Here is a 13,086-nt window from a genome sequence, read left to right on the forward strand (position 1 = left end):
CAAAGGTGAAAATTACCAACAACTTCGTTTTTGTTCAGCAGATAAATGCGCATTAGGTAACAGAAATTTGATATTATGGTACAGATTAACGCAGGGATATGAAATCGACATGAAGCAAAACCGTGAACATTACTGTGATGTACTCGTTATCGGCAGTGGCGCTGCTGGCCTCTCTTTGGCACTCCAGTTAGCAAACAATTGTCAGGTAACGGTACTGAGTAAAGGCCCTTACTCTGAAGGATCAACCTATTACGCTCAAGGCGGTATTGCTGCTGTCTTTGATGAAGCAGACAGTGTTGATTCACACGTAGAAGATACTCAAATTGCTGGTGCACACTTATGCGATGAAGACGTGGTACGCTTCATTGCTGAAAATGCAAAGACATGTGTACAGTGGCTTATTGATGGTGGCGTTCCCTTTGATCGTATCGAAGGTGAAAAAGGTCAAGCTGCTCAATATCATTTGACGCGCGAAGGCGGTCATAGTCATCGCCGCATTCTTCATGCCGCCGATGCTACAGGCATGGCCATGCAAATCTCTTTGCAACAAAATGCGCTCAATCATCCAAATATCAACATTCTTCAACGCCATAACGCGCTCGATCTGATCACTCATCAGAAATTAGGCCACACCCAAGCCAGTAATCGCGTGCTTGGTGCCTACGTATGGAATCGAGAAGACGAACACGTCGAAACCATCCGCGCAAAATTTGTCGTGTTAGCCACCGGTGGCGCCTCAAAAGTCTACCAATATACATCAAATCCAGACGTCTCTTCTGGCGATGGCATTGCGATGGCATGGCGTGCAGGGTGTCGTGTGGCCAACATGGAATTTAATCAGTTCCATCCAACTTGCCTTTATCACCCTGAAGCCAATAACTATCTCCTCACCGAAGCCCTACGCGGTGAAGGGGCATATTTACGCCGCCCTGACGGTAGTCGCTTTATGCCTGATTTTGACCCACGCAAAGAGTTAGCTCCTCGTGATATTGTTGCACGTGCGATCGATTTCGAAATGAAGCGCCTTGGGGCTGACTGTATGTACCTCGATATTAGCCACAAAGATCCCGACTTTATTAAAAAGCACTTTCCGACGATTTATGAGAAGCTGCTAACGTTCCAAATCGACATTACCAAAGAGCCGATTCCTATCGTCCCTGCAGCGCATTATACCTGTGGTGGCGTTATGGTAGATAAAAGCGGGAAAACCGATCTTGATGGGCTTTATGCTATTGGAGAGGTCAGCTATACCGGGTTGCATGGGGCTAATCGAATGGCATCAAACTCACTGTTAGAGTGTGTGGTCTATGCATGGTCTGCCTCGCAGCATATCTCTTCCGCTTTGAGCAAAGCACCGACACCGCCAGCATTACCGCTATGGGATGAAAGTCAGGTTAATCTCTCGGACGAAGAAGTGGTCATTCAGCACAACTGGCACGAACTACGCCTCTTTATGTGGGACTACGTTGGTATTGTTAGAACCACCAAGCGTCTAGAGCGAGCTATGCGTCGTATTAATATGCTCAAGCAAGAAATCCATGACTACTATGCGAATTTTCGCGTCTCAAACAACCTACTTGAGTTACGTAACCTGGTTGAGGTAGCGGAGCTAATGGTGACATCTGCACTCGAAAGAAAAGAGAGTCGTGGTCTGCACTACACCATGGACTACCCAGACACCGTGGAGTCATGTAAAGCACCAACAATTCTCACACCAAAAGATCCTTGCTAAATTGACGCAGCCTATGTTCCATTAAGATGCCAACCTTCATCGGTTGGCATTTTTACGTCCTGATGCAAACTGCTCTTATCCCATACATGCCATCGCTGCGACAGCAGTCCCTCAGGCCAAAGGCTCGTCTTTAAGCAGTGGGTAGCGGGTAAGCAAACTCAAATGACGAAAGCTACGTTCAGAGCAACTATCTGCAAATAGCCATATCCAGTCAGACTGATGGGCATAACGCACCCGTAGAATGATTAAGCAACGACAGTGAAACTGAAGCGTCCCCCATTCACCCTGCATCCTATTCCAAATAAGGGTTCCATTTCTGACTAAGTGCAAACGCCCCGAGTAACATTGCAATCTAACCCTCCCTTCACGATAAAGTCGACAAACCATCACGACCAAAACGGCTTTATTTAATACAGGCATCGACACCAATAACAATAAAATCAATAGTAAAAAAAAGGCGTATCGCCACCAGCGATACGCCTTATTAGAAGGGGTAATCAATAGCTCAACGCAATTTACTGCGATTGTGTGCAACGACTTTGTCCACCATGGCAGCAATAGCAAGATTATCACTTCGGGTATGTCCCATCATCCATGAGAAAAGATCTGGGTCATCGCACTTCATCAAAGCAACAAAGTCCTGCTGTTCTTTTTCGCTCAATTCGTCAAAACACTCATCAAAGAAAGGCATAACAATAACATCAAGCTCTAACATTCCACGGCGGCATGACCATTTGATGCGCGCTCTATCTTCTGCCGAAAGCATGGCGATTCCTTTTGTAAAATAATCTTTAACCAGTCTAACAGCCATTCCATCACTAGACCATTATTAGGATCACTACTCGCTATCTTCGTCAGCCAGCTTAACGATTGCATTTGCATGCTGACAAATAGAGATAACCCCATTACCATAAACCATAATCGCTCATAATAAATGGAAAACGTATGTCATCGTGGCCTAAGGCTGAAAAATTCAGCCAACTCTCTCTCGCCTCTTTTCAATCTGATCAGCGCCCTCTTTTGGCCTTACACCATCTAAGCCAGTGGGAAGTGATTACTGTCACTGGAACAGATGCACGTCATTACTTACAAGGACAACTGACCTGTGATGTAGTGACCATGCCAGAAAACAGTGTTTCGTTTGCCGCCCATTGTGATGCAAAAGGGAGAATGCACAGTGCGATGCGTGTTTTTTCTACCTCTAATGGCTATGGCTATCTACAACGCCGCAGTGTTACTCCAAAACAAGTTGCAGAACTAAAAAAGTATGCGGTTTTCTCTAAGGTCGACATTACCGTTGATGAGCGCATTCTGCTAGGTTTGTCGGGTATGAATGCCACAGCCTTCATTGAGCAGCTTTTCACAGGCGACGGAGCTATCCGCCATCATGCTGACAGCATGGCGATACAAGTCGCCCCGCAGCGTTGGGTTATTATGGCTGAAGCCTCTCTTGCAGACACACTGATGACAACCAATGAGCTCACTCTCGCTTCCACGGCGTTATGGGAACTGTACGAAATTGAGGCTGCCTGTCCGCGCATTGATGAGGCGACATGGGGAACACACCTGCCTCAAGCGCTAAATTTGCAAGCAGTCGGCGGCATTAGTTTTAAGAAAGGCTGCTATACCGGACAAGAGATGGTTGCCCGAGCCAAATACCGTGGAATCAATAAGCGAGCCATGTTTATTGTGCGCGGTCATTGTGATACCACACCTTGTGCTGGCGATGAAGTTGAACGGCAGGTTGGTGATAGCTGGCGTCGAGGTGGCGTTATTATCGCTGGTTGCCGCGCAGATGATGGAGAGGCGATAGCATTGGCCGTATTACCCAATGATCTTGAGCTTGAAACTGCATTGCGCTTTGCGAACGCGCCAGAGTCCCTGTGTCAACTCACACCACTACCTTACTCATTGGATGATGAGCAGTAATATGTCTGTGCCATTACACACCAGCGTCACAGCAACGCTCGACATGGCGGGGATTGAATACCAAATCCTCTGGCATCAAACCCCTGCAACCAGCATTGAAGACGCCGCACGACAACGCGGTGTTCAACCAGAGAAAATGGTCAAAACCATGTTGCTGGAAGACATGGGAGGACTACATGCTCTGGCCTGTTTGCCGGGCAACAAGCAAGTAGACCCTAAAAAAGTGCGCGCTCACCTTCAATGCCGCCGCATGACGTGTGTCAAAGCAGAGCGTGTCCGCCAAATTACCGGCTTTACGCCCGGTACCGTGACGCCAATAGGCTTACCAAATAAGCTTCCTGTTATAATTGACCCGCAACTGTTAGACCATGAATTCATCACGATCAGTAGTGGTGACAACATGGCTGGGCTGGCTATACAACGCGATAAGCTATTTCAACTTCTTGATGCTGAGTATGTACCGATTTGCCGCGACACGGAATCTAACCCGTAAGAGCTTCTGCCACGGTTAGAGCTTACTCCACCCAGTAAACACATTGAAATGGTGGCGATAACGACTATCGCCACCTCTTTTTATCAGACTGGCTTGACGATTAAAGCCTAAATACGCGACTAAGCTTACAAACAGATAAAAAGATAACAACTCTCTATTTTCCATCGTTTTTACACCATGATCCGCTAAGCGAGAGCGCCTTCTCAGTTATCTGAAATCCATCATATACACTACAAAAAAAACAAAAACAGAATAAACCTCGGCAAAGCGGGCAATAATTAACCTAATGATAACAATCCTCACCAAACACACGCTCTAGCTATAATCGACGCCATTCTACTAAATGCCACATAAGCAGTTTATAATTCTACCTGTATGAACCAAGATCGAGTTTTATAAACATCAGACCAGTGCAAATAGCGCGTTATGCTGACAAGCTCACAATATGCATTCCCGTTCTCTTTTATACTGACTCTGTTGGTTAGATATAATAAACAAGGGAAAAATAAGATATGCGCATGTTTAAGCGCTACTCACCAAAACTTGTAGCAAAGCATATTATCCGACTATTTAGCGGAAGGATTTATATTGAGGGACGCGGCGGGTACGAGTTTGATCAGGGTTTTTTAATTGTGCCTGATAAGCCCCAACACCACCACTATAAAACCATTAAAGAAGTTAATGCTGAAATACGCCGAATTCGCGTTATTGAATAGAAACAAGCCCCTCGCGGGGCTTGTTGAGTTTTACTAACTTGGCACATCGAGGCTGTAGACAGTGCTACTCTTCGTCAGCTATCAATTCTTGATAACTCTCTGCATCCAATAAATCGGCCAACTCATTTTCATCACTCGCTCTGATCTGATATAGCCAGCCGTCCCCATAAGGATCACTGTTAACCAAGTCAGGCGAGCCTTCCAATTCTTCATTGATGGCCACCACTTCACCGCCCAGTGGCGCATAGATATCAGAGGCCGCTTTTACCGATTCTGCCACAGCACTATCATCACCGGCATCAAACGAGTCTTCAATGTCGGGCAAGTCGATAAAAACCATATCACCAAGCATCGCTTGTGCGTGATCGGAAATGCCGACCGTATAGACGCCATCACCTTCAGAGCGAACCCATTCATGGCTGTTGGTAAATTTCAGTTCAGATGGAACAAGAGTCATGATTGAATATCCTTATACCGATACCAGAGACGAATCAACGGCACAACTGCACACTGATTAATCACTACTTTAGAACTGTGTACTTCGGTGCGCAAACAAAAAAAATCATCTAGAACAAAATTACAGACCATGCTCACTCTTTATCCCTACCATTTCACCGCGTATTTACTGAGCCATCTCAGGCAAATCCCCCGTTAACCCCATCGCTTGTCGCATCAAACGATCTTTTAATGGCGCGCACTGCTCAACCGCCACCGTTCCCGCCCCACGAAGAAGTTTTTTCAATGGATGAGATCCAGCATATATCTGCTTAAACCCTTCCATTGCGGCAATCATCTGTGCTGCATCCGCTTTACGCCAACGTTCAAACTCACGCAACAACCGCTTACTACCAATGTCCTCACCTTGCATAATTAATTGCTGCAAAGTTTGCGCTAACGCAGCGGCATCCATCAAACCTAAGTTGACACCTTGCCCCGCTAATGGATGGATCGTATGCGCCGCATCACCAAGCAGAACACTACGTGCGCTGACAAAGTCTCGCGCATAACGCATACGCAATGGAATAGCTTGCCGCTCACCTTCAAGCTGACACAAGCCTAGCTGATGATCAAAAGCAACGGCTAACGCTTGATTAAACGCCACCTCAGGCATCGCCATAGCGCTTTGAGCCTCTTCGGGTGGCAATGACCAAACAATCGAACATAAGTGACTATCGTGCAACGGAAGGAATGCCAGCGGACCTTCCGGACGGAAGATCTGTCGAGCCACTTGCTGATGCGCCTCAGCACAACGCACCGTTGCCACCAAGGCATGATGACCATAATCCCAGCTGGTTAATGGCACATTCAGTGCTTGCCTGACCCATGAATTCGCGCCATCAGCACCAACAACCAGTCGCGCACTCAACGTGCATCCTTGATCAAGCGACACATAAGCGTCACGTTCATTGATGGCGAGTTGTAAACAGCGCGCTGGTGCGATTACCGTAACGTTGTCCTGTTGCGACACCTTTTGCCATAAGGCATGTCTAACCAACTGATTGTCGACGATATGCCCTAAATTTGGCTCACCAAGATTGGACGCATTAAAGGTGATATGAGCAAAACTGTCTTGCTCCTTAACCTGCATTTTGGTGTAAGCCGCCGCCCCCTGTTCGGCAAGCGAACCCCACACGCCAAGATGAGACAAAAAGCGCTGACTCGCTCGGTTCAGCGCTGACACCCGCAATCCACTCTGATTAAGCGTTGCATCAACAGGAGGATGAGCTTCAATCACGGCGACACTAATATCGGCCTCAGCCAATGCCGCCGCCAAGGCTAAACCAACCATCCCGCCGCCAACGATAGCGATATCGACTTGCTGTATCATTACCTAACTCCCTATCACCTTAACGTCTCCAGCCAAGCGTTTGCTCTACCAATGGAGCTTGTAACCACCCACACTGCTCCATTGCAATTAACCCCCAATTACGCGCAGCGATTAAAGGGGGCGCGCTATTTGAAAACAGACTAACAAGTCCACTCGTTAGACTGATTGTTTTTTCTCGATCTGCCTTTCTTGCAAGCTGGTAACGCTGCAATTGTGCATTGCTGCCTAATGGTTCCGATTCAGTACGCACAATATCAACCAAGGCTGCAATATCGCGCAAACCGAGGTTAAACCCTTGCCCTGCAATCGGATGTAACGATTGTGCCGCATTTCCCACCAACACGGTTCGGTGATGAATAACCTGGGGATGATAGCTGAGGGACAAGGGATAGCACGTTCGTTGCCCGACGTGAGTCATTGCGCCTAAACGCCAACCAAACGCCATTTGTAAAGACGGCAAAAAGTCATCATCATGCATCGCCATTAATGTGTTCGCGTCGCTACTTTTTACACACCACACCAGTGCACTTCTTTCTTGAGTCATTGGTAGCAACGCAATTGGCCCATGCGGAGTAAATCGCTCATATGCCCAGCCCTGATGGGCCACTGACGTTTTTACATTGGCAATGATCGCCGTTTGGGAATAATCCTGATTAATGGAACGTAATCCCTGTAGCTGTGCAATTGTCGACTGACCACCATCAGCCCCTACTAGTAGACGCGCCGACAGCACATCGCCACTCTGCAATGTCAGTGTGAGTTGGTCGGGATAAGCTTTTATAGCCACCACGGCATCTGGGGCAATAAAAGTAATGTTCTCTGTTTGAGCCATCAACGCATGGTACACCTTACCAACATGGCTTAACTCCACCACTTGGCCCAATGCATCAACATGCCTTTCATTAGCATGAATCCTCGTCATACCTGCATGACCACGATCTGACACGTGTATATGCATAATTGGACAGGCGTGATCAGCCAACAAATGCCACAATTTTAACGCTTTGAGTTTTGCTACTGAACCGTGGGCTAAGGCAATGCTTCTCGCATCAAACCCTGATGATGTCTGGGTAGGTAACTGCGCTTCAATGACTGCAATCGATAACGCTGGGCACTGATTGGCTAACGCCAGTGCTAATGTGGCACCTGCCATGGCGCCGCCGGATATCACAATATCATATTGCGTCATCCTCTCCTCCTTGAAACAAACGATAGATCTAGTGCATGGTTGGTGGGTTAGTCGTTCGCTGACCCAACTCTGCAAAACATGTCATCACACACATACGCACATGTTCAACCACCGGCTCAAACAGTTGTGCTTGCTCATCAAGATCATCTTCATCATCAATCCCCAGTTGAGCAATATCTTGTAAATCTGCTAGCGCTTCGTTCACATCGTCAGACAGTGACTTAGCTTTCAGATCCATTAACCCCATACCACTTAAAAATGCGCTCACCCACTCACTAAAGTGTTCAGCACGTTCAATTAATGTCGCGTCATCGTCCGGTAGCAGCAGACTAAACCCCAGTTCATCGCTGGTAAGCTCTTTAACCGCGATGTTAAACACCAATTGAACCGTATTGCTGGCAGCATCAGACAGCGCTTTTCCTTCATTAGCAAAATCAGCGACAGCATTGATGTAACTCAAATCATCGAAAGCATGCCCTGCACAAATTAACCCAACTAACAGTCCTTGCAGTTCAGATGGCGATACAGGTAGCCCATCTTGCTGTAAGCTGGACTCTAATGCGATAAAATGCGGCAGTTGAATTTCACTCATCGTTGGTTCTCTGTTTCTATTTTATGAATCCCTCATGCTACCACTTCCCCCATCGCCAAGCTAACCCAGCTGGCTAGGAATGCAACAAGATGGTCAATTCGTGATAAGTCAGTACTGAAAAATCACAATCCAGGCCTCTTCCTCTTGATTCCTGTTGTGGCTTTTCCTATAGTCTCCCCAGTCGCGGCAGACATTGGACGCTAGCGGGAGCGAAAAAGCATGAGCACTCAAGCAGTTGAAATTCAAATCATGGGCAAGACATTAAAAGTCAGTTGCCCCGAAGGCCAGGAGCAAGCGCTTCAGGAGGCCGCTTTGGATTTTGAAAAACGCTTGCAGGCGTTGTCGCAACGCACTAAAGTAACCAACACAGAGCATTTACTTATTTTTGCTGCACTGAATATTTGCCATGAGCTTCAAGATGAGCGCAAGGCACGCCAATCGGGAGAATGGGATATGTCATCTCGATTAGGCAAGCTTGATGCACTATTGAATAACGCGTTACAAAACAGTATCAAGTTATAACTTTACCCTGGGGTGCACGTCAGCGAATTAACGTCCCCGAGCCGATAAGCAATAAATTAGGACTGACTTTAATCAGCTATTGAGCATGCTCAGCCCGACTGAGAAGCCTACGGTTGGTGTTGTTGGTCCACCTTGAACATCTGGTTCAAGGGCCACAATTTGCAACGGCACTCTGGGGTACTCCTCCTCTGGCAATAAGGCATTGCCTGATGCAAAGGAAGGGAATATGCGTCCATCGGATAACCACACTATCCGCCAACAGATACGACAAGCTCGACGTCAACTCTCGGTGCAGAGCCAACAACAAGCCGCGCAAGCGCTCCATCATCAAGCGAAACAGTCTGGGCTATTCTGCCATGCTAAACACATTGCACTCTACTTAGCCAGTGATGGTGAGATCGATCCTTCGCTATTGATAGATTGGTTGTGGCAACAAGGGAAACAGGTTTACCTGCCTGTCTTGCATCCTTTTAGTCAGGGCCGCCTCTTGTTCCTTCACTACCACTGTCATACGGTAATGACGACCAATAAATATGGCATTCGTGAACCACGCTTAGACAAAAACAGTGTCATCCCTGTCAGGCAACTCGACATCATCTGCACCCCTCTAGTCGCATTTGACCAATATGGTAGCCGTCTCGGAATGGGCGGGGGATATTATGATCGCACACTGGCTCCCTACGCCCAATCAGCGTCACCACATCGAGTTGGTTTAGCGCACGACTGCCAGTATGTTGAATCTCTCACTCAGCAACACTGGGACATTCCCCTGTCAAACATCCTCACACCAAGCCAACATTGGCACTGGCCTCCCCTACGTTAAACAAGCTGTTAACCACAAATATCGCTGACGAAAACGTTTCACTCAGTTATAATTCGCGCGAAACTAATTCACCTCGCGCTGGAGAAGGTAATGACACAAGACGAAATGAAGAAAGCAGCAGGTTGGGCTGCATTGGAATATGTACAACCTGGTAGCATTGTGGGTGTGGGAACCGGTTCTACAGTAAACCACTTTATTGATGCGCTTGATACCGTTAAAGATCAAATCAAAGGGGCTGTCTCTAGCTCAGTTGCCTCAACCGAGCGTTTAAAGGAACTCGGTATTGAAGTTTTTGACGCGAACGACGTTGCAAGCCTAGACATCTATGTCGACGGTGCTGACGAGATCAACCCTGAATTTGACATGATCAAAGGAGGTGGGGCTGCGCTAACTCGTGAGAAAATTGTTGCCGCGATATCCAAGACCTTTATTTGCATTGTCGACAATACTAAGGACGTTGATGTGATGGGTAAATTCCCCTTGCCTGTCGAAGTCATTCCAATGGCGCGATCTTACGTTGCACGTGAACTGGTTAAACTGGGTGGCGATCCCGTCTATCGCGAAGGCGTTACTACAGACAACGGCAACGTGATTCTTGATGTGCATGGCTTAGCCATTATCGATGCGAAGGCATTGGAAGAAAAAATCAATGCTATCGTTGGGGTAGTAACCAATGGACTTTTTGCCGCTCGTGGTGCCGATGTTCTGCTGATGGGCACACCTCAAGGTGTAGTAAAAAAAACCAAATAATGCCCATATCAAATCAATAATTGATAAATAAAGACCACAAACGGCACTGATGTGCCGTTTTTTTTTACTTTATTACGTAAAATTCTTACCATCATTGCGCCATTTTTGTTATTTTGATTATGCACAACCGTTAACGCGCAACAAAATGATATGTCAAGGCATAACAAAAATAACGGTTGCGTTAAGTTAAGGACAACAGATGTTCTAATTAGATTCTGGCATTTAAGGATAAATACATGACCAAGTTTTCTCTCGACAAAGACAAAATTAAGATCCTTCTTCTCGAAGGACTTCACCCATCAGCGGTTGAAATATTTAAAGCCGCAGGCTACAACAACATTGACTACCGCAAAGGGTCACTGTCGGGAGAAGAACTGATTGAAGCCACTAAAGATGCCCACTTCATTGGCATTCGATCGCGCACCCAATTAACAGAAGATGTGTTTGCTAATGCATCAAAACTGGTCGCCGTCGGCTGTTTTTGCATTGGTACCAACCAAGTCGATCTTAACGCTGCAATGTTGCGCGGTATTCCGGTGTTTAATGCTCCCTTCTCTAACACACGCTCTGTCGCTGAATTGGTGTTAGGCGAAATCATTCTCCTTCTGCGTGGTATCCCTGAAAAAAATGCCCGTGCCCACCGCGGAGATTGGTTTAAATCAGCGGATCAGTCCTTTGAAGCAAGAGGTAAAAAGCTCGGCATCATTGGTTATGGCCATATTGGTACTCAACTCGGCATTTTGGCGGAAAACCTTGGGATGCGCGTATACTTCTACGACATTGAAAATAAACTTTCACTGGGTAACGCAACTCAGGTATTTTCAATGAGTGAACTTCTCAATAAGTGTGATGTTATCTCTCTACATGTGCCTGAGACACCAGAAACCCAAAACATGTTCGGTATTGAAGAGTTCTCCCGCATGAAACCTGGCTCGGTATTTATTAATGCTGCTCGCGGCACCGTTGTGGATATTGATGCACTGTGTGGCGCATTAGAAAGTAAACACATTGCTGGAGCTGCTGTCGATGTCTTCCCCGTTGAACCTAAAACAAATAACGATCCCTTTACATCACCACTCACCCATTACGACAATGTGTTACTAACGCCGCATGTTGGTGGTTCAACACAAGAAGCACAACAGAATATTGGGCTTGAAGTGGCTGGAAAAATGGTGAAGTACTCAGATAATGGGTCTACATTGTCAGCCGTCAATACACCTGAAGTGTCACTGCCTGAACACAAAGATTGCTCGCGTCTCTTACATATCCACGAGAACCGCCCGGGCATGTTGAATCAAATTACCACCATTTTTGCCGAAGAAGGCATTAATATCGCTGCACAATACCTACAAACAGGTGCAGAGATAGGTTACGTGGTTATCGATATTGAAACTGAACGCTCTGTCGAGGCACTAGATAAACTTAAACTCATCGATGGCACCATCCGAGCGAGAATTCTGCATTAATCAAACAACTTCAGGGCTTGAGGTGTCTTCAAGCCCTGCTTTTCTATTCGCTCTCTTTTTCTGGTAACAGTTTAAAAATGACTGATATTTGGTCAGAGACTGTGATTCCTGTGTCTTGATACGAAGCATCTTCCGGACCTGAAGCTGCCAACGTATCCATTGCCATCGCGCGCATAATGGGGGCTGCTGACGCTGGTGAGTATTGAATTCGCCATACACCATTTAGTTGCATTCCGAACCCAGCAGCAATCTCTTTTGCTTTGTCTTGTGCATCGATAATGGCTTGTTGTCGAGCTTGTTGAATATACGGTTGTTCATCTGCCACAGTCATCGCCACCTGCGAAATCACATCGATGCCATCCCCTAATGCAGCATTAAGTAATGTATTGAGTTGCTCTAGTATAATGCTTTCGACCCGAATACGCCGGCTAGCCCTATACCCTACCTGTTGACGCTGTCTTTGCTCATCATATTGATACTCAGGGTATAGCTGCAGGTTAGCACTTTTTATCTGCTCTCGATCCAGCCCCAATGCCAGCAAGCGTTCGACAAATTGTGTCGTTGCTTGATCTGCGGCCATTTTTGCCTCCGCCGCACTGTCTGCCAGCTTCCGCACTTCTACGCTAAACAGGGCCCGATCCGGCTTTATCACGACTCTCCCTGCACCTTGTACCTCTAAATGTGCAAAGTCAGGTTGTTGTGCATAACCTGCGACAGGTAAACACAAGGCTAGGCATATAAGTAGATTCTTTATTCTCATTTTTCCTATCTTCATTTACTGGTAGTCACACGAATATAGCACTAAAACTAAAGCGTTTTTCGCAACAAACTCGGCACGCGCTCAAATGCTGAATTGTTGAACTGAACACAAGCTTGGGCCACCAATAGAATAAATCTCCATATAAATTCAGTGCGTTACTCTATTTTCTTATATCGTTGTCAATCCTGACAAATAAATTAAGTTAAAATTTACAAAGGCTTATAAAACAGTTTATTCGGCAGCACTGATTCTAACCGCAACCTATCACTTTTTATCTTATCTTTGA

Annotated in this window: 16 protein-coding genes and 1 other RNA gene; 9 read left to right on the forward strand and 8 right to left on the reverse strand. The window is 46.5% G+C overall.

The window, feature by feature from the left end:
* Positions 1-109 precede the first annotated feature (109 nt).
* Entirely contained in the window at positions 110-1,732 is a 1,623-nt protein-coding gene (gene nadB / locus ACKLNH_RS04160) for an L-aspartate oxidase (protein WP_413110980.1), read from the forward strand.
* Positions 1,733-1,843: 111 nt separating this feature from the next.
* Here the strand turns inward: nadB and ACKLNH_RS04165 are convergent, their stop codons facing one another.
* Positions 1,844-2,266: a protein YgfX gene (locus ACKLNH_RS04165; protein ID WP_413110981.1), complete on the reverse strand. Its 423-nt coding sequence runs from the start codon at positions 2,264-2,266 to the stop codon at positions 1,844-1,846.
* Positions 2,238-2,498 carry an FAD assembly factor SdhE gene (locus ACKLNH_RS04170; protein WP_413110982.1) on the reverse strand — a complete coding sequence of 87 codons (261 nt, stop codon included), beginning with the start codon at positions 2,496-2,498 and terminating at the stop codon, positions 2,238-2,240. The genes ACKLNH_RS04165 and ACKLNH_RS04170 overlap by 29 nt, the downstream gene beginning before the upstream one ends.
* Positions 2,499-2,677: 179 nt before the next feature.
* Here ACKLNH_RS04170 and ygfZ point away from each other — a divergent pair, with 179 nt between their 5' ends.
* Positions 2,678-3,661, forward strand: coding sequence for a tRNA-modifying protein YgfZ (gene ygfZ, locus ACKLNH_RS04175; RefSeq protein WP_413110983.1), 984 nt, complete (start codon positions 2,678-2,680; stop codon positions 3,659-3,661).
* Between the two features lies 1 nt (position 3,662).
* Positions 3,663-4,154, forward strand: a complete 492-nt coding sequence (locus tag ACKLNH_RS04180; protein WP_413110984.1) for an aminoacyl-tRNA deacylase — start codon at positions 3,663-3,665, stop codon at positions 4,152-4,154.
* A gap of 15 nt (positions 4,155-4,169) precedes the next feature.
* Here ACKLNH_RS04180 and ACKLNH_RS04185 read toward each other — a convergent pair whose 3' ends face one another.
* Positions 4,170-4,319, reverse strand: coding sequence for a hypothetical protein (locus ACKLNH_RS04185; protein ID WP_413110985.1), 150 nt, complete (start codon positions 4,317-4,319; stop codon positions 4,170-4,172).
* Between the two features lie 347 nt (positions 4,320-4,666).
* Between ACKLNH_RS04185 and ACKLNH_RS04190 the strand changes: the two genes are divergently transcribed.
* On the forward strand, positions 4,667-4,870 hold the full coding sequence (locus ACKLNH_RS04190; protein WP_413110986.1) for a DUF1107 domain-containing protein: 204 nt from the start codon (positions 4,667-4,669) through the stop codon (positions 4,868-4,870).
* Between the two features lie 64 nt (positions 4,871-4,934).
* Here ACKLNH_RS04190 and gcvH read toward each other — a convergent pair whose 3' ends face one another.
* From gcvH to ACKLNH_RS04210, 4 genes are all read right to left on the reverse strand, one after another.
* Positions 4,935-5,327 (reverse strand): glycine cleavage system protein GcvH, encoded by a 393-nt coding sequence (gene gcvH, locus ACKLNH_RS04195; RefSeq protein ID WP_413110987.1) that lies wholly within the window; start codon positions 5,325-5,327, stop codon positions 4,935-4,937.
* A gap of 165 nt (positions 5,328-5,492) precedes the next feature.
* A complete protein-coding gene (locus ACKLNH_RS04200) occupies positions 5,493-6,698 on the reverse strand; it encodes an FAD-dependent oxidoreductase (RefSeq protein WP_413110988.1) in 1,206 nt (401 codons plus the stop codon).
* A 19-nt stretch (positions 6,699-6,717) separates the two neighbouring features.
* Positions 6,718-7,887: a 2-octaprenyl-6-methoxyphenyl hydroxylase gene (gene ubiH / locus ACKLNH_RS04205; RefSeq protein ID WP_413110989.1), complete on the reverse strand. Its 1,170-nt coding sequence runs from the start codon at positions 7,885-7,887 to the stop codon at positions 6,718-6,720.
* Positions 7,888-7,915: 28 nt separating this feature from the next.
* Positions 7,916-8,479, reverse strand: a complete 564-nt coding sequence (locus ACKLNH_RS04210) for a UPF0149 family protein (protein ID WP_413110990.1) — start codon at positions 8,477-8,479, stop codon at positions 7,916-7,918.
* Positions 8,480-8,698: 219 nt separating this feature from the next.
* On the opposite strand from ACKLNH_RS04210, the gene zapA reads away from it, so the two are divergent.
* From zapA to serA, 5 genes are all read left to right on the forward strand, one after another.
* Positions 8,699-9,001: a cell division protein ZapA gene (gene zapA / locus ACKLNH_RS04215; RefSeq protein ID WP_413110991.1), complete on the forward strand. Its 303-nt coding sequence runs from the start codon at positions 8,699-8,701 to the stop codon at positions 8,999-9,001.
* A 1-nt stretch (position 9,002) separates the two neighbouring features.
* A non-coding RNA gene (gene ssrS / locus ACKLNH_RS04220) (6S RNA) lies at positions 9,003-9,184 on the forward strand.
* Between the two features lie 43 nt (positions 9,185-9,227).
* Positions 9,228-9,824, forward strand: a complete 597-nt coding sequence (locus ACKLNH_RS04225; RefSeq protein WP_413110992.1) for a 5-formyltetrahydrofolate cyclo-ligase — start codon at positions 9,228-9,230, stop codon at positions 9,822-9,824.
* A 90-nt stretch (positions 9,825-9,914) separates the two neighbouring features.
* Entirely contained in the window at positions 9,915-10,574 is a 660-nt protein-coding gene (gene rpiA / locus ACKLNH_RS04230) for a ribose-5-phosphate isomerase RpiA (RefSeq protein WP_413110993.1), read from the forward strand.
* Positions 10,575-10,810: 236 nt separating this feature from the next.
* A complete protein-coding gene (serA, locus tag ACKLNH_RS04235) occupies positions 10,811-12,040 on the forward strand; it encodes a phosphoglycerate dehydrogenase (protein WP_413110994.1) in 1,230 nt (409 codons plus the stop codon).
* 43 nt (positions 12,041-12,083) lie between these two features.
* On the opposite strand, the gene ACKLNH_RS04240 is transcribed toward serA, so the two are convergent.
* Complete coding sequence (locus ACKLNH_RS04240) at positions 12,084-12,800, reverse strand: SIMPL domain-containing protein (protein ID WP_413110995.1); 717 nt, start codon at positions 12,798-12,800, stop codon at positions 12,084-12,086.
* Positions 12,801-13,086: the final 286 nt, after the last annotated feature.

Source organism: Thaumasiovibrio clandestinus, from assembly GCF_047250365.1.
Lineage (GTDB): Bacteria > Pseudomonadota > Gammaproteobacteria > Enterobacterales > Vibrionaceae > Thaumasiovibrio.